General features: G+C 72.3%; 29 protein-coding genes. 17 read left to right on the top strand and 12 right to left on the bottom strand.

All coding sequences use genetic code 11. The features are described from left to right. Positions 1–7: 7 nt before the first annotated feature. The 4 genes from modA to IF129_RS20750 form a co-directional block, all read right to left on the bottom strand. The gene (gene modA / locus IF129_RS20735; RefSeq protein WP_191211275.1) at positions 8–790 is read right to left on the bottom strand and encodes a molybdate ABC transporter substrate-binding protein; all 783 of its coding nucleotides are present in this window, start codon (positions 788–790) and stop codon (positions 8–10) included. Between the two features lie 33 nt (positions 791–823). Continuing rightward, positions 824–1,219 (bottom strand): TOBE domain-containing protein, encoded by a 396-nt coding sequence (locus IF129_RS20740; protein ID WP_191211276.1) that lies wholly within the window; start codon positions 1,217–1,219, stop codon positions 824–826. 95 nt (positions 1,220–1,314) lie between these two features. Continuing rightward, positions 1,315–1,629: a MazG-like family protein gene (locus IF129_RS20745; protein ID WP_191211277.1), complete on the bottom strand. Its 315-nt coding sequence runs from the start codon at positions 1,627–1,629 to the stop codon at positions 1,315–1,317. Next, on the bottom strand, positions 1,626–2,453 hold the full coding sequence (locus tag IF129_RS20750) for a helix-turn-helix domain-containing protein (protein ID WP_191211278.1): 828 nt from the start codon (positions 2,451–2,453) through the stop codon (positions 1,626–1,628). The genes IF129_RS20745 and IF129_RS20750 overlap by 4 nt, the downstream gene beginning before the upstream one ends. 216 nt (positions 2,454–2,669) lie before the next feature. On the opposite strand from IF129_RS20750, the gene IF129_RS20755 reads away from it, so the two are divergent. Further along, positions 2,670–4,772 (top strand): restriction endonuclease, encoded by a 2,103-nt coding sequence (locus tag IF129_RS20755; protein WP_191211279.1) that lies wholly within the window; start codon positions 2,670–2,672, stop codon positions 4,770–4,772. An 87-nt stretch (positions 4,773–4,859) separates the two neighbouring features. Then, entirely contained in the window at positions 4,860–5,255 is a 396-nt protein-coding gene (locus IF129_RS20760) for a hypothetical protein (protein WP_191211280.1), read from the top strand. Between the two features lie 77 nt (positions 5,256–5,332). On the opposite strand, the gene IF129_RS20765 is transcribed toward IF129_RS20760, so the two are convergent. Then, on the bottom strand, positions 5,333–6,196 hold the full coding sequence (locus tag IF129_RS20765; protein WP_191211281.1) for a helix-turn-helix domain-containing protein: 864 nt from the start codon (positions 6,194–6,196) through the stop codon (positions 5,333–5,335). Positions 6,197–6,486: 290 nt separating this feature from the next. Next, the gene (locus IF129_RS20770) at positions 6,487–6,915 is read right to left on the bottom strand and encodes an ATP-binding protein (protein ID WP_381481642.1); all 429 of its coding nucleotides are present in this window, start codon (positions 6,913–6,915) and stop codon (positions 6,487–6,489) included. A 156-nt stretch (positions 6,916–7,071) separates the two neighbouring features. On the opposite strand from IF129_RS20770, the gene IF129_RS20775 reads away from it, so the two are divergent. The 6 genes from IF129_RS20775 to IF129_RS20800 all read left to right on the top strand — a co-directional run bounded on the left by IF129_RS20775 (position 7,072) and on the right by IF129_RS20800 (position 9,921). Then, entirely contained in the window at positions 7,072–7,911 is an 840-nt protein-coding gene (locus tag IF129_RS20775; protein ID WP_318153866.1) for a helix-turn-helix domain-containing protein, read from the top strand. Then, on the top strand, positions 7,908–8,111 hold the full coding sequence (locus IF129_RS20780) for a DUF397 domain-containing protein (RefSeq protein ID WP_191211282.1): 204 nt from the start codon (positions 7,908–7,910) through the stop codon (positions 8,109–8,111). Before IF129_RS20775 ends, IF129_RS20780 begins: the two co-directional genes overlap by 4 nt. A gap of 6 nt (positions 8,112–8,117) precedes the next feature. Continuing rightward, positions 8,118–8,303, top strand: a complete 186-nt coding sequence (locus IF129_RS20785; RefSeq protein ID WP_191211283.1) for a DUF397 domain-containing protein — start codon at positions 8,118–8,120, stop codon at positions 8,301–8,303. A gap of 6 nt (positions 8,304–8,309) precedes the next feature. Next, entirely contained in the window at positions 8,310–8,495 is a 186-nt protein-coding gene (locus IF129_RS20790; RefSeq protein ID WP_191211284.1) for a DUF397 domain-containing protein, read from the top strand. A 371-nt stretch (positions 8,496–8,866) separates the two neighbouring features. Next, positions 8,867–9,352 (top strand): hypothetical protein, encoded by a 486-nt coding sequence (locus IF129_RS20795; protein WP_191211285.1) that lies wholly within the window; start codon positions 8,867–8,869, stop codon positions 9,350–9,352. Beyond that, positions 9,349–9,921 carry a peptide deformylase gene (locus IF129_RS20800; RefSeq protein ID WP_191211286.1) on the top strand — a complete coding sequence of 191 codons (573 nt, stop codon included), beginning with the start codon at positions 9,349–9,351 and terminating at the stop codon, positions 9,919–9,921. Before IF129_RS20795 ends, IF129_RS20800 begins: the two co-directional genes overlap by 4 nt. 221 nt (positions 9,922–10,142) lie before the next feature. On the opposite strand, the gene IF129_RS20805 is transcribed toward IF129_RS20800, so the two are convergent. Then, a complete protein-coding gene (locus IF129_RS20805; protein WP_191211287.1) occupies positions 10,143–10,697 on the bottom strand; it encodes a hypothetical protein in 555 nt (184 codons plus the stop codon). Positions 10,698–10,859: 162 nt separating this feature from the next. On the opposite strand from IF129_RS20805, the gene hemL reads away from it, so the two are divergent. The 6 genes from hemL to ccsB all read left to right on the top strand — a co-directional run bounded on the left by hemL (position 10,860) and on the right by ccsB (position 17,333). Further along, complete coding sequence (gene hemL / locus IF129_RS20810; RefSeq protein WP_191211288.1) at positions 10,860–12,179, top strand: glutamate-1-semialdehyde 2,1-aminomutase; 1,320 nt, start codon at positions 10,860–10,862, stop codon at positions 12,177–12,179. A gap of 68 nt (positions 12,180–12,247) precedes the next feature. Then, on the top strand, positions 12,248–12,922 hold the full coding sequence (locus IF129_RS20815; RefSeq protein ID WP_191211378.1) for a histidine phosphatase family protein: 675 nt from the start codon (positions 12,248–12,250) through the stop codon (positions 12,920–12,922). Positions 12,923–13,019: 97 nt separating this feature from the next. Beyond that, positions 13,020–13,634 carry a TlpA family protein disulfide reductase gene (locus IF129_RS20820; RefSeq protein WP_191211289.1) on the top strand — a complete coding sequence of 205 codons (615 nt, stop codon included), beginning with the start codon at positions 13,020–13,022 and terminating at the stop codon, positions 13,632–13,634. A gap of 18 nt (positions 13,635–13,652) precedes the next feature. Beyond that, entirely contained in the window at positions 13,653–14,417 is a 765-nt protein-coding gene (locus IF129_RS20825) for a cytochrome c biogenesis CcdA family protein (RefSeq protein WP_191211290.1), read from the top strand. Between the two features lie 4 nt (positions 14,418–14,421). Continuing rightward, positions 14,422–16,218, top strand: coding sequence for a cytochrome c biogenesis protein ResB (gene resB, locus IF129_RS20830; protein WP_191211291.1), 1,797 nt, complete (start codon positions 14,422–14,424; stop codon positions 16,216–16,218). 5 nt (positions 16,219–16,223) lie between these two features. After that, positions 16,224–17,333 (top strand): c-type cytochrome biogenesis protein CcsB, encoded by a 1,110-nt coding sequence (ccsB, locus tag IF129_RS20835; protein ID WP_191211292.1) that lies wholly within the window; start codon positions 16,224–16,226, stop codon positions 17,331–17,333. 11 nt (positions 17,334–17,344) lie between these two features. On the opposite strand, the gene IF129_RS20840 is transcribed toward ccsB, so the two are convergent. Together IF129_RS20840 and IF129_RS20845 are read right to left on the bottom strand one after the other, a co-directional pair. Next, positions 17,345–18,589, bottom strand: a complete 1,245-nt coding sequence (locus IF129_RS20840; protein ID WP_191211293.1) for a polysaccharide deacetylase family protein — start codon at positions 18,587–18,589, stop codon at positions 17,345–17,347. A 165-nt stretch (positions 18,590–18,754) separates the two neighbouring features. Beyond that, positions 18,755–19,099 carry a PLD nuclease N-terminal domain-containing protein gene (locus IF129_RS20845; RefSeq protein WP_191211294.1) on the bottom strand — a complete coding sequence of 115 codons (345 nt, stop codon included), beginning with the start codon at positions 19,097–19,099 and terminating at the stop codon, positions 18,755–18,757. Between the two features lie 141 nt (positions 19,100–19,240). Between IF129_RS20845 and IF129_RS20850 the strand changes: the two genes are divergently transcribed. From IF129_RS20850 to IF129_RS20860, 3 genes are all read left to right on the top strand, one after another. Beyond that, a complete protein-coding gene (locus IF129_RS20850; protein WP_191211295.1) occupies positions 19,241–20,686 on the top strand; it encodes a menaquinone biosynthesis decarboxylase in 1,446 nt (481 codons plus the stop codon). Then, the gene (gene mqnP, locus IF129_RS20855) at positions 20,683–21,603 is read left to right on the top strand and encodes a menaquinone biosynthesis prenyltransferase MqnP (protein ID WP_191211296.1); all 921 of its coding nucleotides are present in this window, start codon (positions 20,683–20,685) and stop codon (positions 21,601–21,603) included. The genes IF129_RS20850 and mqnP overlap by 4 nt, the downstream gene beginning before the upstream one ends. Positions 21,604–21,761: 158 nt before the next feature. Then, positions 21,762–22,331: a Uma2 family endonuclease gene (locus tag IF129_RS20860; RefSeq protein ID WP_191211297.1), complete on the top strand. Its 570-nt coding sequence runs from the start codon at positions 21,762–21,764 to the stop codon at positions 22,329–22,331. A 40-nt stretch (positions 22,332–22,371) separates the two neighbouring features. Here IF129_RS20860 and IF129_RS20865 read toward each other — a convergent pair whose 3' ends face one another. From IF129_RS20865 to IF129_RS20875, 3 genes are all read right to left on the bottom strand, one after another. Continuing rightward, positions 22,372–23,172 (bottom strand): ABC transporter ATP-binding protein, encoded by an 801-nt coding sequence (locus IF129_RS20865; RefSeq protein WP_191211298.1) that lies wholly within the window; start codon positions 23,170–23,172, stop codon positions 22,372–22,374. Then, complete coding sequence (locus tag IF129_RS20870; protein ID WP_224755344.1) at positions 23,169–24,131, bottom strand: FecCD family ABC transporter permease; 963 nt, start codon at positions 24,129–24,131, stop codon at positions 23,169–23,171. The genes IF129_RS20865 and IF129_RS20870 overlap by 4 nt, the downstream gene beginning before the upstream one ends. 119 nt (positions 24,132–24,250) lie before the next feature. Beyond that, a complete protein-coding gene (locus IF129_RS20875; protein WP_191211300.1) occupies positions 24,251–25,354 on the bottom strand; it encodes an ABC transporter substrate-binding protein in 1,104 nt (367 codons plus the stop codon). Positions 25,355–25,406: the final 52 nt, after the last annotated feature.

The following is a 25,406-nucleotide window of genomic DNA, read 5'->3' on the forward strand; positions in this document are numbered from 1 at the left end:
GGGCGGCTCAGGGCTGCTGGAAGCCGTACTCCGCCAGGATGCGCTGCGCCCGGGGGCCGCGCAGCCACTCCACGAAGGCGGCGGCCTCCTTCGGGTGCTCGGCGGCGTCCAGCGTGGCGGCCGGGTAGGCGGCGACGGCGTTCTGGGCGTCGGGGATCTCCACGGCGTCGACCGTGTCGGGGCTCGTGGCGGCGTCCGTGCGGTAGACGAGGCCCGCGTCGGCCTCGCCGAGCGCCACCTTGCTCAGCACCGCGCGCACGTTGGGCTCCTCGGACGCCGGTTCGACGTCGATGCCCTGCCGGTCCAGCACGTCCTGCCCGTACGCCCCGACGGGGACCTCGGGCGCCGCGAGGACGACCGTCAGGTCCGCGTCGGCGAGGTCGGCCAGCGTCTTCACGCCGTGCGGGTTGCCCTCGCCGGTGACGATGACGAGCCGGTTCTCGGCGAAGGTGACGGGTTCGCCGGCGTCGGCCGCCACGTCGGCCATGCTCTCGGCGCTGGCCGTGGCGATCACGTCGGCCGGAGCGCCCTGCCGGACCTGGGCCGTCAGCTCCTGCGACCCGGCGAAGGAGAACGTGACCGTGGTGCCGGGGTGGTCCTCGCTGTAGGCGGCCCCGGCCTGCTCGAAGGCGTCGGTGAGGGAGGAGGCCGCGAGGACGGTCAGCTCCGTCGTGGCGGCGTCCGCCCCGCCGCCTCCGGCCCCGCAGGCGGCCAGCGGGAGCAGCAGGGCGGCGGCGAGGGCGGACGTGGTGGCCCGGCGGCGGAGGGCGGAGGGCGGTGCGGCGGGCATGGCGGTGCGGTTCCTCACGGTGGGTGGCGCGGCTCAGCCGCGGTCGATGTGCACGCTGGTGGACTTCACGCGGGCGGTCGCCCGGACGCCGACCTCCAGGCCGAGTTCCTCGACGGCCTCCCGGGTCAGCAGCGAGACGAGCCGGTGCGGGCCGGCCTGGATCTCCACCTGGGCCGCGACGTCGCCGAGCGTGACGGCGGTGACGATGCCGGGGAAGGCGTTGCGGGCGGAGGTGTAGGGCGCCTGGTCCTCGCCGTGGCTTCCCTGGCCGACCTCGACGGCGAAGGCGGCCAGGTCGCGGCCGTCGATGAGGCGGCGTCCGGAGTCGTCGCGGTGGGTCGCGACCCGTCCGGCGTCCGCCCAGCGGCGCGCGGTGTCGGGGCTGACGCCGAGGAGCCGGGCCGCCTGGCCGATGGTGTAGGACTGCATGTGCGTCAATCTACGGCCTCATCAGCCGCACCTGCAACCATGTTTGGATCTTCACCCTGGCAGATGCGGTACCGACGGGAGGAACGTACGAGAGGTCACCGCAGGGAGCGGTCCGCCACCTTCGCCACATGCGCCGCGAAGACGCGTTCCGCCTCGGGGTCCAGGGAGCGCAGGGCGACCATCGCGGTCAGGATGACGTCGCACAGCTCGCCGCCCACGTCCTCCCAGGTGTGGCTGAAGCCCTTGCGCGGGTTCTGGCCGAGCGCGCCGATCACCGCCTGGGCCACCTCCCCGGCCTCCTCGCTGACCTTGAGGATGCGCAGCAGCCGCTCCTGCTCCGGCGGCACCCTGCTCTCCCGCTCCAGCCACGCCAGCAGCTCCGCGACGGTCCGCCAGATGTCCTCGGTCATCGCCCGTCCTCCGCGTCCGCCGCGTCCGCGTCCGCCGCGAGGTCCGCGAACCGGCGCGCCGTGGCGTCGTCCAGCGGGTGGAACGACTCGACGGCCAGCTCCGAGAGCGTGACGTCGGCGGGCGCGCCGAACGTCGCGATCGTGCTGAACATCGCCAGCTCGCCGCGCGGGCTCCGCAGTCGGACCGGGATCACCACCGGCCCGGCCGCGCCGTCGTGCGCGGTGTCCGCCGTGCCGGGCGGGCCGTGCGCGGCGACCTCGTCGTACAGCGCGCGCAGCCCGGCGTCGCCGCTCGCCCGCACCTGGCGCAGGAGCCGGCCCAGCAGGTGCCCGCGCACCTCGTCGGCGTTGACCAGGCGCGGCAGCAGGCCCTCGGGATGCAGGGCCGTCCGGTACATGTTCGCCGGGGGGCCGAGCAGCGCGGGCGGCAGGCCGGTCAGGAGCCGCCCCATCGCCGCGTTGGCGCTGACGACGTTCCACAGCCGGTCCACGACCACCGCCGGGTGCGGCTCGTGCGCGCCGAGCATGACGTCGAGCGCCGACCGGACGGCGGCCATCCCGGCGGCGTCCATCCTCGACTCGTGGAAGGCGGGGGCGTACCCGGCCGCCAGCAGCAGCGTGTTCCGCTCCCGCAGCGGCACGTCCAGCGTCCCGGCGAGCCGCAGCACCATCGCCCGGCTGGGCCGGGCCCGCCCCGTCTCGACGCACGACACGTGCCGGGCGGAGGAGCCCGCGTCGAGGGCGAGTTGCAGCTGGCTGAGTCTGCGCCGCTGCCGCCACTCACGCAACAACGTTCCGACCCCGGGCAGTTCAGCGGTCTCCATCCGCCAGAGGGTAGTCAGCTCCGCCGCCCGACGCCGCCACCGCAGACCCGGCGCCTCCTCTGGCGGTGGGGGCTGGCCCCGGCCGCCGCCGGTGCCGTTGGCGGTGTGCGTACCGGCCGTCACCCACTACAGTCATGCCGTTACCGCTGGTCGTGGGAGTGGCCGGGGCGAGGGCGGGGCACATCGTCGTGCCCTGCGGGGAGGGCAGGCAGCGGAATGAGCCGTCGTTCGAGCGGGCTGGTCGGCGTGTGGGCCGAGATGCAGCGCCAGCAGCAACGTCAGCAGGTCGCGGCGCAACGGCAGCGGGTCGCCGACGCCCGGGAGTACGAGCGGCGGCAGCGGGCATGGCAGCGGGAGCAGGCCCGCGCCCACCGGGACCAGCAGGCCGCCTACCGGCGGCAGCGCACGGCCGATGCGCAACGACGCACCGACGAGCTGGAGTCGGAGGTCGCCGCGCTGACGGCGCTCCTGGCCAGTGGAGTGCGCACGGCCGCTTTCCGTACGGCCGCCCTCCGGGAGCCGGAACAGGTCGAGCCGTTCGCTCCCGGCACGCTGGCGCATCCCGTCCCGATGCCGGATCCGGGCGGCTACGCACCGGCCTCCGGGGGCCGGGTGTTCGGAGCTCAACGCCGGGCCCAGGCCGAGGCCGAGGCCCGCGCCCGCTTCGAACACGACTGGTACGCGGCCCAGGCCGCCGAGGCACAGCGGCAGACACGGCTGGCGGAGTACCGACGGCAGTACGACCGGTGGGCCGCGCAGCGGCTGGCCGAGATCCGGCAGCACAACGCCACCGTGGAGCGTCTCGGACAGGACCTCGCCGCAGGCGGAGCGGAGGCCGTCGTCGAGTACTTCTCCGCCGCCCTGTACGCGTCCGCCGGATGGCCGGACGGCTTTCCCCGGCAGGTGACCGCCGCCTACGACGTCGCGGCCCGGCAACTCGTCCTGAGCTGGCAACTCCCCGGCCCCGCCGTGATACCCGCCGTGAAGTCGGTGCGGTACGTGGCGGGCACGGACACGGAGAAGGAGACCCCGCGCCCCGCCACGCAGCGTCGGGCTCTGTACCGCGACGTGCTGGCCCAGTGCGTCCTTCTCGCCGTCAGGGAGGTCTTCTCCGCAGACGAGTTCACGACGCTGGACTCCGTCGCGTTGACCGGCTTCGTCGACGAGCACGACCCCGTGACCGGGCGGCAGGGCCAGATCGTTCTGGCGACCGTGACGGTGTCCCGAGCCGACTTCACCGGGCTCCATCTCGCCCAGGTCAGCGCCGTCGACTGCTTGGTGGACGGTCTCGGCGGCAGCCTCTCCACCCGCCCCGACCAGCTCCTCGCGGTACGCCCCGAACGACTTCCCGAGGACGTGGGGCGCGGCGTCGTCTCCCACGGCGACGACGCCGAGCCGGACCTGCACGCGATGGACCCGTTCGCGTTCGAAGCGCTGATAGCGGACCTCTTCCGGGCTCGCGGCATGCGGGCCGTCGCGACCAGCCGGTCGGGCGACGGCGGTGTGGACGTCGAAGCGGTCGATCCGGACCCGATCAGCGGCGGAAAGATCGTCGTGCAGGTCAAGCGCTACCGGAACACCGTGCCTCCCGCCGCCGTGCGCGAACTGTTCGGCACGGTGCAGGCCACCGGCGCGATCAAGGGCATTCTCGTCACGACCTCCGGCTTCGGCCCGGGGTCGCGAACCTTCGCCGAGGGGAAGCCGCTCACCCTGGTCTCCGGCCCGGAACTGGTCGCCCTGCTGCGGGAGAACGGCCTGACCGGACGTCTGGACGACGGCACGGCGGACGCGTGCCGGGCCGACGGTCCGCCCCCGCCACCACCGGAGTCGCCGGGCGGACACAACCTGCTCGGCCTGTCCTGGTCCGGGAGTGTGGCACTCGACGTATGCGCCCTGGTCTGCGCGGGCCCGCGCGTCCTCAGCGACGAGCACTTCGTCTTCTACAACAACGCCCGGACGCCCGAGGGCGCCGTCGCGGCGGTGCAGCCGACGGGGTCGGACCGGGCGAGCCTGCGCGTGGCGTTCGACGAGCTGCCCGCCGCCGCCGACCGGCTGGTGGTGGCCGCCGCCGTCGACCCCGAGTCCGGCCCGCCCGCGGACCTGGCCGGATTCACCGCGCCGAACCTGCGGCTCAGAGCGGCCGACGGCACGGAGCTGGGCACTCTGGACGTCTCCGACGGCCGACCCGGTGAGACCGCGCTCGTCCTGGGCTCCTTCCGCCGCCGTGCGAACGGCGACTGGGACTTCGTCCCGGGTGGCCGGGGCTACGCCGGTGGGCTGGAGGCGCTCGTGGCCGATCACGGAGTGCAGGTGGACTGAGCCGCGTCGCCGTGCGGGCGCGGGGTGGGGTGGGGCGTCGTACGGTGGGGAGAGGGGGACGGCCACGCGCGACGGTGAGGAGCACCGGTGAGCAGGAGCCCTGATACCGAGCACTGCGTCAGCGTCCACCTGACGGACTGCGGCCACGAGACGGCCAGTGTCGTCTTCGAGGTCCTGCGGGAGGCCTACCCGCAGGGGTGCGACGCCGGGCCGGTGCCCGCGCGCGGCACGGCGGAGGCGGAGCACCACGTGGTGTGGTCCTCGACCGTGGACACCGCGACGCCGCGCACCGACCGGGCCGGTGCCCCGGCGGCGCTGGTGGAGGACGTCCGCGCGGAGATCCACGGCGCCGCCCACCCCGTCCGGCAGGTCAGGGACGCCCTGGCCGCCGCCTTCGCCACCGAGGACCACGGCACGGTGCCGGGGGAGCACGAGGTCGAGGTCCGCCTGCGGCTCACCGCCACCCACCGCCCGGTCGGCTGACCCGCTGGCCTCAGGACCACGCGAGGCGGTAGGCCGCGTGACCGGCTTCGTGCATGCGGTGAACGAAGGACTCCCTCTCACGGCCAGGGGGCGTTCACGGTGTGGGCCGGGCGGCAGTCGCGGCAGTGGCCGGGGGTGGGGGAGCGGAAGACGCGGCCGCAGTCGCCTCGGCACTCCTGGAACGGGTGGGGTTTCGGTGGTGGGGGTGTGGTGGTGGTTCGGGGTGGGATGAGGGTGGTGAGGCGGTGTGCGAGGAGACCCGCGGGGGTGCGCAGGGGGTGGGGGAGGTCGGTGGTGAGGGTGGTGCGGATGGTGCTGAGTGGGGTGCCGCGTTCGAGCCAGGCGGCGACGGCCGGGGTGAGGCGGCGGATGTCGCGTTCGGGGAGGAGGAGGCGGGGGTCGTCGTGGTGCAGGCTCGCCAGGAGGTCTCCGGCGGTGCGGTGCCGGCCGAGGTTGGTGGTGCGCGGTTCGGGGAGCGGCGGCACTGGCGCAGGTGGGGTGGTGGGCGGAGGTGGGGCCGGGAGTTCGGCGGGGCCGGGCCTTGGGGCCGGGCGGGGATGATGAGTCGCCGGACGCCGAGGCGGCGGGTTGTCGGGGCGGTGGTGGCAGAGGGTGCGGGTGACGACGTGGCCGTTGGGGAGGCGGGTGCGGTGGCGGGTGAGGTAGCCGTGGGTCTCCAGTTCGCGGAGGGCGGCGGCGACGCGCGTCTCCCCTTCGGCGAAACGGGCGGCCAGCGCTTTGATGCCGACCTTCGCGCCTTCGGGGAGTGACTGGATGTGGACGGCGAGACCGATCGCGGTCGCGGACAGTTCGCGGTGTTGGGCGAGGTGGTTGCCGACCACGGTGAACCGTTCGGTGTGCCGGGCCCGTACGTGGGTGACGCCCGCCCGCGGAACGGCGGACGGCGTGCGGACCCGGGCGCTAAGCTGCGCCTCAGCCATCGGGAAGCTCCTACTTCCTCGGTGGTCAGGCCCTCGATCGGGATGCCAGTCCCGGATCGGGGGCCGTCGCATGTGTGTGGTTGTGTGATCGTCGCGAGCCTATGCCGGTCAACGGCCGCCCTGTCCAGCCTCTTCGGCGCTCATTCACCCATCCGGGTGCACGGGGTGAGGGGTGGGTGGGGGGAAGTTCTTTCGCGAAGATCCTTGAAAGCGGTTGGTGTCGGGGGTTGTCGGGTCCTCGTGCGCCGGGACGCGGTTCTCCACGACCCGGTGGGCGCGGTGTGGGCGGGTCAGGTGGGGAGGTCGAGTTCGGCCCAGACCGTCTTGCGCGGCGGCGGTCCGGTGCGGACGCCCCAGCGCGCGGCCAGTGCGTCCACGAGCAGGAGTCCGCGTCCGGACTCGGTGAGCCGGGTGGGCACTTCCCGGTCGGTGGCCGGTAGCCGGTCGCCGCGCGTGTCGGTGACCTCGATGCGGAGCGTCTTGTCCGTGACGGTCAGGCCGAGGAGGAAGTCCCGGCCCCGCACCCGTCCGTGCACGACGGCGTTGTTCGCCAGCTCCGCGACGATGTGCCCGGCCGACTGTGTCGGCAGCCCCCAGTGCCCCAGGTGCGCCACGGTCAGGAGGCGGGCCAGCCGGGCACCGCGCCGGGTGGGCGAGAGCATCACGGTGAACTGGTGGACCGGGGTGGGGTTTTCGGTCGAGGTGATTTCTGCGTTCACATCACCCAGCGTGTCCGCTTCTGTCTACCCTGAACAGTGACGCGGTCCGCACGCAGGGTGATCGGTCCGGGTGGTGTCCGGTCCTGTCCGGGCCGTCCGGGGTGACCGGTTGGCGCCGGGCGCGGTTGACCACGGCACGACAGAAGCGGGGCGGTTGTGATCGACGACGAAGGTCTGCTCGACGACGGCGCGGAGGACGACTTCGGCGCGCTCATGCGCACGGTCGGGCGTCAGCTCAAGCTGTGGCGCGAGGACGCGGGCATGACCCAGGCCGAGCTGGGCGTCGCCCTCAACTACAGCGAGGAGATGATCTCGGCGGTGGAACGCGGACGCCGCCTGCCCAAGCCGAACCTCCTGGAGCAGGCCGACGACGTCCTGGGCGCCGGCGGCAAGCTCAAGGCCCTGGCCCAAGAGGTCACCGAGGCCCGGTATCCGCGCAAGATTCGCAACCTGGCCAGGCACGAGCGCGAGGCCGTGGAGATGAGTGCGTACGAGAACCACAGTCTTCACGGTCTGCTCCAGACCGAGGACTATGCGCGCTCCCAGTACCAGATGCGGCGCCCGGTGTATGAGGAGGAGCTGGTCGAACGCAACGTCGCTGCGCGGCTCGGGCGCCAGTGCGTCCTCACCCAAGCTCACGCCCCCATTTTCAGTTTCGTTCAGGAAGAGGTGACCCTGCGTCGCCCACTCGGGGGCCAGGAGACCCAACGCGCCCAGTTGCGTCGGCTCATCGACCTGGGGCAGTTGCGCAACGTCGAAATCCAGGTCATGCCGACGCACCGAGAGGATCACGCGGGTCTGGGCGGACCCATGCAACTGCTGAAACTCCGGAATGGCGACCGATTCGGCCACCTGGAGGTGCACGGCTTCGCACGGACCGTCTCATCCCCGAAGGAGTTGCAACGACTTGAGATTCAGTATGGGATCATTCGGGCCCAAGCGCTCACGCCCCGGGAGTCGCTGGCCTTCATCGAGAAGATCCTGGGAGAGACATGACCGAGAGCAGCGTTCACCGTTCGCAACTCGCTTGGTTCAAGAGCAGCTACAGCAGCAATGAGCACGACTCCAACTGCGTCGAGGTCGCGAAGGCGCCTGACGCGGTGCATGTCCGGGACTCCAAGGTTCAGCGTGGTCCGAGCTTCGCCGTTCCGCACGCCGCCTGGGTCGACTTCATCTCGTTGGCCGCGAAGGGTTGATCAACCATGCTTGTCGACGGCACCTGGTTCAAGAGCAGCTACAGCAGCAATGAGCACGGCTCCGACTGCGTCGAGGTCGCGAAGGCGCCTGACGCGGTGCATGTCCGGGACTCCAAGGTTCAGCGTGGTCCGAGCTTCGCCGTTCCGCACGCCGCCTGGGTCGACTTCATCTCGTTGGCCGCGAAGGGTTGATCAACCATGCTTGTCGACGGCACCTGGTTCAAGAGCAGCCACAGCAGTAACGAGCCGGACTCCGACTGTGTCGAGGTGGCCGGAGCGTTCGACGTGGTGCACGTGCGCGACTCGAAGGACGTCCACCGCCGATCCGTCTCCGTCTCCCACCGCACGTGGAGCGCGTTCGTGAGGTTCGCCTCCGAGCGGTGATGCGCTGACCCGCGCCCCGCCCGGCCGACGTCGGCCGGGCGGGGCGCGGTGTGCGTGGCAGGGCTACGGCGCGATAGTCCCGGGGCATCGGTCGCCGCTCACCATTCCGACCGGAGACGGCACCGTGTGGTCGGGGCCGCAGTGTGCGGCTGACCCGACCACCCCGGAACGTGGCTCGCACTCCACGACCGCCGGGCCATCGCAGATCTAGCCGCGTCCGTCGCCACCCTCGTCCGCCGCGACGGGCCGGGCCCCTCGTACGTGCACTGGCACCTGCCCCGTCGCGCCCGGGCGTCCAGGAGTCGGAGGAGGGCAGTGACGTTCTTCCGCCTCGCCTACATGAGCGCACCGTCCGTCCATCCGGGCTGTCCGTGCACACCTCCCGCAAGGCACGTACCTGGAACGAACTCGACCTCACCGCCACTTGCCGTGGCGAGACGATGCGTTGGCAGGCCAAGCACGACCGCGACGCCTTCAAGGAGATCTGGCTGCTGTTCGACAACGAACACGGCCGCTTCCCGCTCTACCCCGGCGAATCCGTGTGGATCGAATACGCCTACAGCGTCGGCGATGACAAATGGGGCAACTGGTTCCAGCGGGCCGTCCGTCTGCCCACCGAACAACTCGAAGTCCAGCTCGCCTTCCCCGCCGCCCTCGACCCCGTCGTGTGGGGCACCGAGACCTCCATGACGGCGGAAGCCTCACCCCTGCGGACCCCGCCCGTCCGCAGTGACGACGGTGAGCTGAGGCAATTCACCTGGATCACGACCACGCCCGCCCTCCATGCTCGGTACCGTCTTGAGTGGAGATTCCGGACACGGTCCGAACACAATCCGGAACAAGGGGACTTCAGGTGATTGACGTGCGGCCCAGCCAGCAGATGCGCGACCTCGGAGTCGTCCAGCACGGCGCCGGCATCCTGGCCGAACCGGCCCGCTCCTTCACCCTGCCCGCCGAGCGCGACGAGGCCGAGCGCATCACCGATGAGTTGTTCGCCGCGATGGAACGGATCGGCCAGGTCCACCCCTTCGCGAAGGGCATGGGCATGGGCATCGCCGCCCCGCAGATCGGCATCGGCCGCTCCGCAGCCGTCATCCAGCCGCCCGGCGACGCACCCGCCGTCATCCTGCTCAACCCGAAAATCACCGACGGCTCCGACGAGCTGGACGAGCAGTACGAGGGCTGCCTGAGCTTCTTCGACGTTCGCGGCCTCGTCCCCCGCCCCCTGAAGATCACCGCCGAGACGACCTCCCTGACCGGCAAGACCACGACCACCTTGTACGAACGCGGCCTCGCCCGCCTCATCCACCACGAGATCGACCACCTCGACGGCCTGCTCTACACCGCCCGCATGCGCACCGGGGTCGAGCCGATCCCCGTGGAGGAATACCGACAGACCGGCAGGACCTGGGCATACGAGCAATAGCCGTCAACTCCACGTGGGGGTCGAGATACGAGCATCTGTCCGGAGCAGGTGAGCGAAACGGGACGGGGCGCGCATGATTGTGGCAAGCGACGACGGGTACGGTCGGGCTCGGCTGGGCGAAGGATCAGCGTCGTTCGCGTCCGACGGACCTCGACTGCGCACCGCGTGGTCGGGCCGGCCGCCGTGCTGCGGCCGGCCCGACGGGCGCGGTGCGTGGGGCCTCAGGGCCAGACGAGGCAGTAGGCCTCGTGGCCGGCTTCGTGCAGGCGGTGGCTGAAGTCCTGCCACTGGTGCAGGAGTTGGTAGACGTTGAACGCGTCGCTGGGACCGCCTCGGTCGGGGACGGTCGACCAGATGAACGCGGCCGCGCCGACGGACTCCTCGCCGACGCCGCGCAGCGGGTCGACGACCGTCATCGGCAGCTTGACGACCGCGTAGTCGGGGTGCAGGACGACGAGCTCCAGGGGCGGGACGCGGTGCAGGGGTATGCCCTCGATGCCGGTGAGCACCATCGCGGCCATCGTCTCCGGCTTGATCCGGGTGAACATGCCGTGGCCGAGCTCGTCACCGCCGAGCTCCTCGGGGCGCATGGACAGCGGCACCCGGGCGGCCGTGGCGCCGTCGGGCGCGCCGAAGTACTTGTAGGTCACCTCCATGCGGCCCCCGCCACTGCCGAAGTCCTCGCTCTCCGCCGCCTCCCCCCGGTGCCGGCCCCGGGGAACGCGTTCCGGCTCGAGGTCTCCGGCGCCATCGCCCGGTCCGCCTCCGCGCTGCATGTCACCACCCGACTGTTCGCCGCATCATCCCCCGGACACCGTCCGGGGTCACCCCCAGCCGTTCGCGGCGTGCGCCGCGCGACCCGATCATCGTCTCAGAGACCTCCCCCGCCCACGGCCGCCGAAACGCCCGGCCGCACATGCGCACGAGGCTCTGTCACCATGGCCTCTGTGAGCTATCCGTACCAAGCACCAGTATCGCAGTCCCTCTTCGACCGCGCGGCCGTCGTGACACCGGGAGGCGTGAACTCTCCGGTGCGCGCCTTCGGGGCCGTGGGCGGTACGCCCCGGTTCATGGTCTCCGGTTCCGGGCCGTACCTCACGGACGCCGACGGGCGGGAGTACGTCGACCTCGTCTGCTCCTGGGGGCCCATGATCCTCGGCCACCGGAACCCGGCCGTGCAGGAGGCCGTGGAGGCCGCCGTCGCCCGGGGTACGTCCTTCGGCACGCCCGGTGAGGGCGAGGTCGAGCTCGCCGAGGAGATCGTCTCCCGCGTCGCGCCGGTGGAGCAGGTGCGGCTGGTGTCCTCCGGCACGGAGGCGACGATGTCCGCGATCCGGCTGGCGCGCGGCTTCACCGGTCGGGCGAAGGTGGTCAAGTTCGCGGGCTGCTACCACGGCCACGTCGACGCCCTGCTGGCCGCCGCGGGCTCCGGTGTGGCGACGTTCGCGCTGCCGGACACCCCGGGCGTGACGGGCGCGCAGGCGGGCGAGACGCTGGTGCTGCCCTACAACGACCTGGACGCCGTGCGGGAGGCGTTCGTCGCGCACCCCGGCCAGATCGCCTGTGTGATCACCGAGGCGTCGCCGGGCAACATGGGTGTCGTCCCGCCGCGCGAGGGCTTCAACGCGGGGTTGAAGGCCCTGTGCGAGGAGCACGGTGCCCTCTACGTCTCCGACGAGGTCATGACGGGTTTCCGGGTCTCGACGGCCGGCTGGTTCGGGCTCGACGGCGTCGTGCCGGACCTGATGACGTTCGGCAAGGTCATGGGCGGCGGCTTCCCCGCCGCGGCCTTCGGCGGCCGGGCGGACGTCATGGCGGCCCTCGCCCCGGCCGGCCCCGTCTACCAGGCGGGCACGCTCTCCGGGAACCCGGTGGCGACGGCGGCGGGCGTGGCGCAGCTGCGGCAGCTCGACGACGCGGCGTACGCGCGGCTGGACGCGACGGCCGCCACGCTGCGCGGTCTGGTCACCGAGGCGCTGACGAAGGAGGGCGTCGCCCACACCGTGCAGCGGGCGGGCAGCATGTTCTCCGTGTTCTTCACCGACCGGCCGGTCACCGACTACGCCGGGGCGCGCACGCAGGACGCGTTCCGCTTCACGGCGTTCTTCCACGCCATGCTGGCCGCCGGGGTGTACCTGCCGCCGTCCGCGTTCGAGTCGTGGTTCGTCTCGACGGCGCACGACGACGCGGCCGTCGAGCGGGTCGCCGCCGCGCTGCCCGCCGCCGCGCGGGCCGCCGCCGAGGCGGTGCCGGCGTGACGGCGCCGCGCCGGGGCGACGGGCCCCCCGCGCCCGGCCGGGACAAGACGGTGACGGTCGTGCACCTCATGCGGCACGGCGAGGTGGAGAACCCGAAGGGCATCCTGTACGGCCGTCTCCCCGGCTACCACCTCTCCGACCTGGGCCGCCGGATGGCGGACCGGGTCGCCGAGTCGCTGGCGGGCCACGACATCGCGCACGTCGTCGCCTCCCCGCTGGAGCGGGCGCAGGAGACGGCCGCGCCGATCGCGCTGTCGCACGGCGTGGACGTCGGGGCGGACGAGCGGCTGATCGAGGCGGGCAACTTCTTCCAGGGCAAGACGTTCGGCGTCGGCGACGGCGCCCTGCGCCGGCCCGGGAACTGGCGGCACCTGCGCAACCCCTTCAAGCCGTCCTGGGGGGAGCCGTACATCGAGCAGGTGGTGCGGATGTCGGCCGCGCTGGACGCGGCGAAGGACGCGGCCCGGGGCCGGGAGGCGGTGTGCGTGAGCCACCAGCTGCCGATCTGGACGGTGCGCAGCTTCGTCGAGCGCCGCAGGCTCTGGCACGACCCGCGCAGCCGGGAGTGCACGCTCGCCTCGCTGACGAGCTTCACCTACGTCGGCGACACGATCGTCGCCGTCGCCTACAGCGAGCCGGCCCGCGACCTCGTGCCCCCGCACCTGCTGGCCGGGGCGCGCCCGGCGAAGCGCAGGGCGCCGCGGGCGGACGGTCCCGGGCGGGCTGAGGGGGCCGGGGCCTGAGCCCGGCGAAACCTCACGAACCGTGGCTGAACAGGGCGGACGTTCGGGACAAGGGGGGCGCGGGCAGGCGTTCGGATGCGCATGCGAAACTTTTCACATGAGTCTCCGCCGCGCCTCCCGGCGCCTTCCGCACCGTCGTGCCACGGCCGTCGCAGCGGCCGTCGTGACGTCCCTGGTGGCCTTGACCGCCTGCGGCTCCGAGGACGGGGTGAGCTCGGGTGACGCCGCCGGTTACGTCGCGGGCACCGGACAGATCACCGAGGTGCCCGAGGGCAAGCGGGTCGCGGCGCCCGACCTGGCCGGGGAGGGTGTGCACGGCAAGGAGCTGAAGCTCTCCGACCACCGCGGCGAGGTCGTCGTGCTCAACGTGTGGGGCTCGTGGTGCCCGCCCTGCCGGGGTGAGGCGCCGAACTTCGCCAAGGTCTCCGAGGACCTCGCGGACGAGGGCGTGCAGTTCCTCGGCATCAACACGCGGGACCTGGACGTCGCCAACGCGCAGGCGTTCGACCGCACCTACGGGATCGAGTACCCCAGCTTCTACGACCCGAGCGGGAAGCTGATCCTGAAGTTCCCCAAGGGCAACCTCAACCCCAAGGCCATTCCCTCCACGCTCGTCCTCGACCGGGAGGGCAGGATCGCGGTGCGCGCGCTCAAGCCGCTCACCGAGGAGGAGCTGCGGGAGATCATCGAGCCGGTCATGGCCGAGAAGTAGCCGGGGGACGCCGGCCCCATGCACGTTCTCGCCGCCGCCACCGACCCGAACCAGACGGTCGTCTCCGGAGCCCTGCTCCTCGCCCTGCCCATCGCGCTGTTCGGCGGGCTGGTGTCGTTCTTCTCGCCGTGCGTGCTGCCGCTGGTGCCCGGCTACCTCTCCTACGTCACCGGCATCGGCGGCAGCGACCTGGCCGAGGCCCGGCGGGGGCGGATGCTGGGCGGCTCGGCGCTCTTCGTGCTCGGCTTCACGGCCGTCTTCGTCTCCACGGGCGCGCTGTTCGGCTACTTCGGCGACACGCTGATGATGCACCAGGACGTGATCACGAAGGTGCTGGGCGCCCTGGTGATCGTGCTGGGGCTGTCCTTCATGGGGGCGCTGCCCTGGTTCAGCCAGCGGGAGTTCCGCTTCCACCGCAGACCCGCCGTCGGGCTGGTCGGCGCACCCGTGCTGGGCGTGCTGTTCGGGCTGGGCTGGACGCCCTGCATCGGCCCGACGCTCACCGCCGTCAACGCCCTGGCCATGCAGGAGGCCAGCGCCCTGCGGGGGGCCGTGCTGATGGTGGCGTTCTGCCTGGGGCTCGGGCTGCCGTTCATCCTGGCCGCCGTCGCCTTCCGCAAGGCGCTCGGTGCGTTCGCCTGGGTCAAGCGGCACTACGCGCTGGTCATGCGGCTCGGCGGTGGCATGCTGGTCGCCGTCGGAGTGCTGCTGGTCACGGGGATCTGGAACGAGATCGTTTACGAGCTGCAGGTGTGGTCGTCCGGCTTCACCGTGGGGATCTGAGGGCATGAGCGACATCGACACCTCCCGCGCCGACGAGACCGCCACCGGCACCGCCGTGGGCGACGCCGCCCGGCACGCCGACCGCGGCATCGCCGGGGACGCCGACGAGCGGGCCGCGGCGGCGCAGCTGTCCACCACGCCCAGCGAGGACGCGCCCGCCGCCGCCGGTATCGGCGTGCTCGGCTGGCTGCGCTGGTTCTGGCGCCAGCTCACCTCGATGCGGGTCGCGCTGCTGCTGCTCCTGCTGCTGGCCCTGGCCGCCGTGCCGGGCTCGGTGATCCCGCAGAACGGTGTGGACCAGTTGCAGGTCGACCTGTTCAAGGAGGACAACCCCGGGCTGTCGGCCGTCTACGAGAAGCTCCAGCTCTTCGACGTCTTCAGCTCGGTGTGGTTCTCGGCGATCTACCTGCTGCTGTTCGTCTCGCTCATCGGCTGCATCGTGCCGCGCAGCTGGCAGTTCGTCGGCCAGCTGCGGGCGCGTCCGCCGCGTGCGCCGCACCGGCTGGACCGGATGCCCGCGTACGCGACCTGGCGGACCGACGCCGAGCCGGAGGACGTCCTGGCCACCGCGCACCGGACACTGCGGAGCGCCCGCTTCCGCATCGCCGAGGGGGACGGCGCCGTCTCCGCCGAGAAGGGCTACCTGCGGGAGGCGGGCAACCTCCTCTTCCACCTGTCGCTCATCGTGATGCTGGTGGCCTTCGCCGTCGGGCAGCTGTGGAGCGTCGAGGGCGGCAAGCTGATCGTCAAGGGCGACGGCTTCTCCAACACCCTCACCCAGTACGACGACATCTCCGCCGGCGGCCTCTACGACTTCGAGGACCTCGACGACTTCGGCTTCACCCTCGACGAGTTCCACTCCACCTTCGAACCGTCCGGCCCGCAGAAGGGCACGCCCCGCGAGTTCCGCGCGGACGTCACCTACTGGGACGGGGCCGACGGCGCCGAGCGGCAGGAGTCGATCGAGGTCAACCACCCCCTGGAGATCGGCGACTCCAAGGTCTTCCTCATCGGTCACGGCTACGCGCCCGTCGTCACGCTCACCGACGGCCAGGGCGACCTCGCCTACCGGGGGCCCGTGCCGTTCCTGCCGCAGGACATCAACGGGACGGCGACCGGCGTCATCAAGATCCCCGACTACCGCGACGGGGAGGGCGAGCCGGAGCAGCTCGGCTTCGTCGGCCGGTTCACGCCCACCTACGGGCTGAACGCCGAGCTCGGCCCGCACTCGACGTTCCCCGCGCTCAACTACCCGGTGCTGGCCCTGTCCGCCTACCACGGCGACCTGGGCGTGGACGCCGGCCTGCCGCAGAACGTCTACAAGCTCGACCAGCGCAAGATGGAGCCGTTCACCGGCGCGGACGGCGACATCCTGCGCAAGTCGCTGCGCCCCGGGGAGTCCTGGGAGCTGCCGGACGGCGCCGGGACGCTGACGTTCGAGCGCGTCGAGCGCTGGGCCTCCTTCAACATCGCCCAGAAGCCCGCGAGCGGCTGGGCGCTCGCCGGCTCGCTCGCCGCCATCGCCGGGCTCGCGGGCTCGCTGTTCATCCAGCGCCGCCGCGTGTGGGTCCGGGCCCGGCGGGACGACGCCGGGCACACCGTCGTCGAGCTGGCCGGGCTGGGCCGCAGCGAGTCCGCGCGGCTCCCCGAGGAGCTGGACCGCTTCGTGGCGACCCTGACGGCCGAGGCCGCACCTCTCGAAGACGGCCCCGACGCCGACGCCGACCCCCCTGCCGACCGCACCGACCCCTCGCCGGACGGCGGCTCCGCCGTCGGCGCCGACCCCCGCCGAAGGAGCTGACCGACGTGAACCTCGCCGCGGCGAACAACCAGTCACTGGCCGACTTCAGCACCGTGCTCATCTACTCGGCGATGGCGGTCTACGTCCTCGCCTTCCTCGGCCACATCGCCGAGTGGACCTTCGGGTCACGCAGCAAGGTGGCCCGCACGGCCTCCGCGCTGAGCCCGCGCCGCCGGTCCGTCGTCGCCCCGGAGGTCCGGGCGAAGGCGACGGCGGGCGCCGCCGGGGCGGAGCAGGGCGGCGGCACCGCCGTCCTGGACCGGCCCAAGGTCGTCACCCGCTCGGCCGGCGCCCGCCCCGACGTGCCCGACGGACCCGGTGCGGCGGCCGGGGACGCCCAGGGCGACCTGTACGGGACGATCGCCCTCGCCCTCACCGTCCTGGCGTTCCTCGTCCACGCCGCCGGCGTCCTCACACGCGCACTGTCCGTGCAGCGCGTGCCGTGGGCCAACATGTACGAGTTCTCCACGACGTTCTCCATGGTCGCCGTCGCCTCCTACCTGGGCTTCGTCGTCGCCAAGAAGAACGTGCGCTGGATCGGGCTCCCGCTGGTCACCACCGTCCTGCTCGACCTCGGGCTGGCCACCACCGTCCTGTACGCCGAGAGCGACCAGCTGCCGCCCGCGCTGGACTCGTACTGGCTGGTCATCCACGTCTCGCTCGCCATCTTCTGCGGCGCGCTGCTCTACCTGGGCACGGTCGGCACCGTGCTGTACCTCTTCCGGGACCGCTACGAGGTCAAGCTGGAGGAGGGTCGGCAGCCCGGAGCGTTCGCCACGTCCGTCTTGGAGCGGCTGCCCTCGGCGGCCTCGCTGGACAAGTTCGCCTACCGCATCAACGCGGCCGTCTTCCCCTTCTGGACGTTCACGATCGTGGCCGGCGCGATCTGGGCCGAGAGCGCCTGGGGCCGGTACTGGGGCTGGGACCCCAAGGAGGTCTGGTCCTTCATCACCTGGGCCGCCTACGCCTGCTACCTGCACGCGCGGGCGACGGCGGGCTGGAAGGGCCGCAAGGCCGCCTACCTGGCCCTGGCCGCCTTCTCCTGCTACCTGTTCAACTACTACGGCGTGAACTTCCTCTTCAGCGGCCAGCACTCCTACGCCGGAGTCGACTGAGCCGGCCCGCGTCAGGCCAGGTAGGCGCGCCACCCGTCGGCCGGGGCCCGGCCGACGGGCAGCTCGCGGAGCTTCGCCAGGACGGCGGCGTCCTGGGCGTCCAGCCAGTCCACGAGCTGCCGGAACGACACCAGCCGCACGTCCGGGTAGCCGCCGCCGGCCATCCGCTTGAGCGACTCCTCGACGGCGTCCATGTAGATGCCGCCGTTCCACTCCTCGAAGTGGTTGCCTATGAACAGCGGGGCCCGGTTCGTCTCGTAGGCGCGCAGGAAGCCCTGGACGTAGGTCTCCGTCGCCTGCTCGCGCCAGGCCGGGTACTCGGCGGGCGGCCCCTTCGTCGTCCCGCCCGACTGGTTGACGAGGATGTTGTAGTCCATGGACAGCACCTCGAAGTCGTGCCCGGGGAAGGGCAGCGACTGGAGCGGCAGGTCCCACACGCCCTGCCGCTTGCGCGGCCACTGCTGGAGGCCGCCGGGGGAGCTGGAGTCGTAGCGCCAGCCCAGCTCGGCCGCCGCCGGGAGCAGGTTCTCCTGGCCCAGCAGGCACGGCGTCCGCGCCCCGATCAGCTCCTTGCCGTAGTCGAACGGCAGCGGCTCCAGGTCCGTGAACCCGGTGTTCGTCCGCCACTGCGCGACGAACGCGTGGGCCTGCTCGATCTCCGACCGCCACTCCTGGGGCGTCCAGTGCTCCACGGAGCCCTCGCCGCCGCAGAAGTGCCCGTTGAAGTGGGTGCCGATCTCGTGGCCCTCCAGCCAGGCGGCCCGCAGGTTCTCCAGCGTCCGGCGGATGTTGGCGTCCTTGAGGTAGCCGATGTCGGAGGCGCCGACCGGGTTGTTCGGCGGGCGGTACCGGGCCTGCTCGGACTCGGGGAGGAGGTAGAGGCCGGAGAGGAAGAACGTCATCGCCGCCCCGTGCTCCCGGGCCAGCTTCCGGAACCGGGGGAACAGCCCGTTGCCGACCTCCCCGGCACCGTCCCACGAGAAGACGACGAACTGCGGCGGCTTCTCGCCCGGCTCCAGCGGAGTGGGGGCGGGCGGCTGGTTCGGCTGCGGCCCGGTGTCGGCCGTGGAACCGTCACCGATGGGCTTCGGCTGCGGGGACTCGGCGCTCTTGCCCGGCCCCTCGCCGTCGGTCGTCGACCCCGGGCCGGAGTCGTCCCGTCGGAACGGTCCGGCGCAGCCGGCCAGCCCCGTCGCGAGGGACGCCGTCGCGGCGGCTCCCAGCCCCAGCAGCGTCCGTCGCTCCATGCCTGCCATGCCTCCCCCTCGGGTGCGGATGCGCTATCGCCAAGGAGGGAGTGTGCGTCCGGCCGGTTCCTTCCGGCCAGGGATTTGCCCAGCATTTTGCGTGCTTCCGCCGGGCGGGCGGGCGGACGTCACCGCGGGTGGTGCGGGACGTCACCGGGGGTGGTGCGGGGCGGATCAGCGCGCGGGCGGCGGGTCCTCCGGCCCGGCGTCCCTGGGCGCCGGGCCCTCGTCGGGGCCGGGCCCGCCGTCGCGCTCGTCGAGCGACTTCAGGAAGTTCGGGTTGTCGTCGGGCGCCACCCAGCGGCGCTCCTCGGAGCGGACGGCGCCGTAGGGCGCGTTGCGGCGCGGGCGCCCGGCGAGGAACCAGGCGACCGGGCCCAGCGGCGTGAACAGCAGGATGATGAGGATCCACGCCACCTTCGGCAGCTTCCGCACGTCCCGTTCGGGAGTGTTGAGGCACTCCACGAAGGCGTAGATCCACACCGCGAGCAGCAGCAGGACCGGCAGAACCTTCAGCATGTGGACAGCCCCCAGAGCAGGTGACCCCGCGCGAGTTCCGCGCGGGCGAGCGCGGCGTACGGCACCAGCCTACGGCGCCCGGGCCGCCGCCGTACGCGCCCCGGCGTCGACGGCTGTCCGGCATGCCGGATACTGGGACGTATGGCTTTCGACGATCTCCGTTCGCTGCTGCGGGCGCTGGAACGTGACGGTGACCTCAAGCGCGTCAAGGCGGAAGTCGATCCCCACCTGGAAGTGGGCGAGATCACCGACCGCGTCAACAAGGCGGGCGGCCCCGCGCTGCTGTTCGAGAACGTCAAGGGCTCGGCGATGCCGCTGGCCATGAACGTCTTCGGCACCGACCGGCGGCTGCTCAAGGCGCTCGGCCTCGCCTCGTACCAGGAGATCGGCGAGCGGATCGGCGGACTGCTGAAGCCGGAGCTCCCGCAGGGCTTCGTCGGCTTCCGCGAGGCGTTCGGGAAGCTGGCCGGGATGACGCACGTCCCGCCGCGCAAGGTCAAGGACGCGCCGGTGCAGGACGTCGTCCGCATGGGCGACGACGTCAACCTGGACGAACTGCCCGCGCTGTTCACCTGGCCCGAGGACGGCGGCTCCTTCTTCAACCTGGGCCTCACCCACACGAAGGACCCCGTGAGCGGGGTGCGCAACCTCGGCCTCTACCGGCTCCAGCGCCACGACCGCCGCACCATCGGCATGCACTGGCAGATCCACAAGGACAGCCGCAACCACTACCAGGTGGCCGCCCGGCGCGGCGAGCGGCTGCCCGTCGCCATCGCCTTCGGCTGCCCGCCCGCCGTCACCTACGCCTCCACCGCCCCGCTGCCCGGTGACATCGACGAGTACCTCTTCGCCGGCTTCGTGCAGGGCAAGCGCGTCGAGATGGTGGACTGCAAGACCGTGCCGCTCCAGGTCCCCGCCCAGGCGGAGGTCGTCCTGGAGGGCTGGCTGGAGCCGGGGAAGATGCTCCCGGAAGGCCCGTTCGGCGACCACACCGGCTTCTACACGCCGCAGGAGGACTTCCCGGCGCTGACGATCGACTGCGTCACCTCGCGCAAGCGCCCGCTGCTCCAGTCGATCGTCGTCGGCCGCCCCCCGACGGAGGACGGCCCCCTCGGCCGGGCCACCGAGCGCTTCTTCCTCCCGCTGCTCAAGGTGATCATCCCGGACATCGTGGACTACCACCTGCCGGAGGCGGGCGGCTTCCACAACTGCGCCATCGTCTCGATCGACAAGAAGTACCCCAAGCACGCGCAGAAGGTGATGCACGCCATCTGGGGCGCGCACATGATGTCGCTGACCAAGCTGATCATCGTCGTCGACTCCGACTGCGACGTCCACAACCTGCACGAGGTGGCCTGGCGCGCCCTCGGCAACACCGACTACGCCCGCGACCTCAGCGTCGTCGAAGGCCCCGTCGACCACCTGGACCACGCCTCCTACCAGCAGTTCTGGGGCGGCAAGGCGGGCATCGACGCCACCGAGAAGTGGCCTGAGGAGGGCTACACGCGCGGCTGGCCCGAGATGGTCACCTCCGACCCGGAGACCGCCGCGAAGGTCGAGCGGCGCTGGCGGGAGTACGGGCTGTGAGCGCGGCGGGGGCCGTGACGGGGCCGCCGCCCACCCCGGCGCCGTCCGGCCGGGTCCGGGCGTTCCTGCGCCTGGTGATGGTCGAGCACTCGATCTTCGCGCTCCCCTTCGCCTACATCGCCGCACTCACCGCGATGTACCGCGACGGCGGCTCGGTGCAGTGGTGGACGCTGCTGCTCGTCACCGTCGCCATGGTGACGCTGCGGACCTTCGCCATGGCCGCCAACCGCATCATCGACCGCGAGATCGACGCCCGGAACCCGCGCACCGCCTCCCGAGAACTGGTGACGGGCGCGGTCTCCGTGCGCACCGCCTGGACGGGCGCCCTCATCGCGCTGGCCCTCTTCCTCGGCGCGGCGGCGCTGCTCAACCCGCTCTGCCTCGCGCTCGCCCCGCTGGCCGTCGTCCCGATGGTCGTCTACCCGTACGGCAAACGCTTCACCACCTACCCGCACGCCATCCTGGGGCTCGCCCAGGCGATCGGACCCATCGGCGCCTGGCTCGCCGTGACCGGTGCCTGGTCCTGGGACGCGGTGCTCCTCGGCCTGGCCGTCGGCATCTGGATCGGCGGCTTCGACCTGATCTTCGGCTGCCAGGACGTGGCCGCCGACCGGGCGGAGGGCGTCCGCTCCGTGCCCGCCCGCTTCGGCATCGCCGCCGCCCTGTACGCCTCCCGCGCCAGCCACGGCGTCACCCTGGCCCTGCTGGCCTGGTACGCGCTGGCCACGGACGCCGGCGGGTTCTTCTGGGCGGGCCTGGTGATCGTCGCGGGCGCCTTCGTCTACGAGCACGGCATCGTGCGCCCCGGCGACCTCTCCCGCCTCAACCGCGCCTTCTTCACGGTGAACGGTTTCATCGGCATCGCCCTCTTCGTCTGCGCCCTCACCGACCTGGCGCTCCGGGGCCTCACGCTCTGACCCCTCTGAACTCTCTGAACCCTCTCTCTGACCCCTCTGAGGGAAGGGTCCCGCCGCACGTCACCCGTTCGGGTGTGGCATCCCCGGTCCCGGCCGCTGCGGCACGGGTGCCTTCGTAGCCTCGGCTCGTACCATGAGGGCATGGAAGGGAGAGCGCCGTGACGATCTCGGATCTGGACCGCCTGCACTCACAACTCAGCCGCCTGGAGGACCAGTTTCCGGGCTATACGACAGAGATCGTTGAGGGCAACATCGTGATGAGTCCAGTCCGCCCCTACCACCTCGAGACCATCGTGGCTCTTTGGACGGCACTGAAACCACAGTTGCCGGATGGCCTGGCCCTCATGGGCGATGTGAGTGTTCCGATCGATGAGGAGTTCGAGTTCTGTCCTGACTTGGCCGTCATCCCGGCTGCGGAGAAGGACAAGAACCTCACCCAATACTCCCCGGAACTCATCGATTTCGCCGCCGAGGTCGTGTCACCCACGAGCGTGCGCAACGACTACGAGGTCAAGAACGTGCAGTACGCCCGAGCGGGCATCCCGGTCTACCTGATCTTCGACCCGTACCAGGCGCACTGCGTCACGATGTGGAACCCGGGCCCGGACGGCTACCGGGGGCGGGACACGTTCCCCTACGGCGGGACGGTGTCGGTGGAGACGCCGGTCGGCAAGCTGAGCTTCGACACGGCGGTCCTCCCCGTCGACCGGGGCACCGCCGGCCGGTAGCGGGAGGCGCACGCGGCGGGCACGCCGCTCAGGCGCCGCGTCAGCCCCGGACGGGCGTGGGGGCCGCGGTGCCGAGGGGGTCGGCGGCGTAGGTGACGCGGACGACGCCGTCGTCGTGCCGGCGGACGGTCGCCGCGACGCCGAACACCTCGGCCAGCAGGGCGGAGGTCAGGGTCTCCAGCACCGGCCCGGAGGCGACCACCTCGCCCTCGTGCAGGACGACGACCCGGTCGCACAGCCGCACGGCGAGGTCGAGGTCGTGCAGGACGGCGAGGGTGGTGACGCCCGTGGAGCGGACGAGGTCCAGCAGCTCGAAGCGGGCCCGGATGTCGAGGTGGTTGGTCAGCTCGTCCAGGACGAGCAGCCGGGGACGTTGGACGAGGGCGCGGGCGAGCAGCACACGTTGCCGTTCCCCGCCGGAGAGCGAGGTGAACTCGCGCGCGGCGAGGTGTCCGGCGGTGCAGGCGGCGAGGGCCTCGCGGACGGCGCGGTGGTCGCCCGCGTCGTCCCGGCCGAGCAGCCCGTGGTGCGGGGTGCGGCCCATGGCGACGACCTCGCTCACGCTGAGCCCGACGGGGTTGCCGGTGGCGTCCTGGAGGACGGCGGCCGTGCGGCACGCGGCCTGGCGGGCGCTGAGCCGCCACACGTCGTCGCCGCAGACGCGGACGGCGCCGCGCTCGGGGCGCAGCGAGCGGTACACGGCCCGCAGCACGGTGGACTTGCCGCTGCCGTTCGGGCCGACGAGCCCGACGATCTCGCGCTCCCCCGCGTCGAGGGTCACGTCGTGCAGCACGGGCCGGCCGCCGAGGGCGACGCAGAGGTCTTCCACGGTCAGTCTCACGCGGCGTCCAGGGAGGTGTTGCGGCGCAGCAGCCACAGGAAGAAGGGGGCGCCGAAGAGCGCGGTGAAGATGCCGATCGGCAGTTCGTTGGGCCGGTCCACGGTGCGCGAGAGGAGGTCGACGGCGACGAGGTAGACGGCGCCGGTGACGGCGGCCAGGGGCAGCAGCCTGCGGTGGTCCCCGCCGCAGCTCAGCCGCACGAGGTGGGGGACGACGAGCCCGACGAAGCCGATGCCGCCGGCCACCGCGATCACGGTGCCGGTGAGCAGCGCGGCGAGGACGAGCAGCACGGCGCGCAGCCGGTGGACGTCGACGCCGAGCGCGGTGGCGGACTCGTCGCCCATGAGCAGGGTGTTGAGCCGCCGGGCCAGCAGCACGAGCGCGGCCGTCGTGGTGAGGATCACGGTCGCGGCGACGGGGAGCTGCTGCCAGCTCGCCCCGGAGACGCTGCCGAGCATCCAGAACATGACGGACCGCAGCTCGCCGGGGGTGGCCCGGAGCTGGAGGTAGCTGGTGGCGGCGAGGAAGAGGTAGCCGATGGCCACTCCGGAGAGCACGAGCCGGGTGGGGGCGAGCCGTCCGGCGCGGCGGCCGAGGAGGAAGGCGAGGCCGGCGGAGAGCACGGCGCCCAGGAAGGCGGCCGAGGAGACGCCGATCCAGCCGATGGTCAGGGGCAGGAAGGACAGCGCCAGGACGGCGCCGAGGGCGGCGCCGGAGGAGACGCCGAGGACGTACGGGTCGGCGATGGGGTTGGCCACGACGGCCTGGAGCACGACCCCGGCGACGGCGAGCCCGGTGCCCGCGAGGGCGGCGAGCAGGACGCGGGGGACGCGGAAGTCCCAGATGATCTGCGTGTGGACGGGGTCGGTGCCGGTGCCGCCGGTGAGCTGGGCCAGGACGACGCGCCAGGTCTCGTCCGGCGGCACGGAGACGGAGCCGACGCCCACGGCGACCAGCATGAGGGCGAGCAGGGCGAGGGTGAGCCCGAGCAGGAGGAGGGGCAGGGGCGGGGCGGCTCGGGCCTTCGGGTCGGCGGGGGCCGGCGCCGGGCGGCGGGTGACGGGGGCGGTGGCCCGGGTCATCGGACGGCTTCGGGGTGCAGCAGGGCCGCGACGCGTTCGACGGCGAGGTGGTTGGAGGGTCCGAGGTAGATCGAGTCGGACAGGACGGTGTACCGGTCGTCGCGGGCGGCCGGCCACTGCGGGAAGGCGTCGAGGAGGTCGCGGGCGTAGGTGTCGGCGTCGTCCCCGGGCTGCCAGGCGACGACGACGACGGCGTCGACCTGCTTCGCGGCGAGCTGCTCGGGGCTGAGGTCGGCGAACATGGTGGCGGAGGCGTCGGCGAAGGCGTTGCGGCCCCCGGCCTTGGCGAGGACGTCGTTCCAGATGCCGCGCGCGGCGACGGAGCTGTACGGGTTGGCGCCCATGCTCATGTTGGCGAAGATGACCAGGACGTCGGGGGTGTCCTCCGCGCTGTCGCCCTGGTTCTTCCGCGCCTCGCGCACGGCTGCTGCCGTCTTCCGGATGTGCCGTTCGGAGGCTTCGACGCGCTGCTCCGCCCGGTCGCGGACGTCGAAGACGGCGCCGAGGTCGCGGAGGAGGGCGTAGCTGTCCTCGATGGTCGGCGGGTCCTTCACGGCCGCGCGTTCGTCGCAGCCCGTGCGCGGTATGTAGGTGCGGGCGCCGGCCTCGGCGAGTTCCTCCCGGGTGGCGAAACCGTTCTCCGAGCGGAACCCGAAGCCGGTGGTGGAGAGCACCAGGTCCGGTGCGAGGTCGAGCATCGACTCCCGGGGGAAGTCCTGGAGTTCGTTGCGGCGGACGTCGCCGGTCGGCAGCTCGTCGATGGCCTCGGCCCGGCCCTTCACCTCCGAGTGGCCGTAGCTCTGGGCGTTGGCGACGATGCGGTCCTCCAGGCCGAGGTCGAGCAGCGTCGAGACCTCGGCGACCGAGGCGCCGTTCATCACCACCACGCGTTCGGGGGCTTCGGTGAAGGTCTGCTCGACGCCGCAGACGTCCAGGGTCACCGGGTAGCCCTCGCCCTCCCACGCCTCCCGCTCGCCGACGGCCGCGGCGGGCTCGGCCGAGCCGGTCGTGCCGCTGTCGGCCGGGGCGCAGCCCAGCGCGCCGAGGCAGGCGGTGGCGAGCACCGTGCCCAGGGCGACGGTGGTTCGGAACGAGGGCATGGCGACTCCAACGCACGGCGGGGGACGACGTCCTTCCGTGCAGTAGTCGGAC

Source organism: Streptomyces chumphonensis (genome assembly GCF_014779715.1).
GTDB lineage: Bacteria > Actinomycetota > Actinomycetes > Streptomycetales > Streptomycetaceae > Streptomyces > Streptomyces chumphonensis.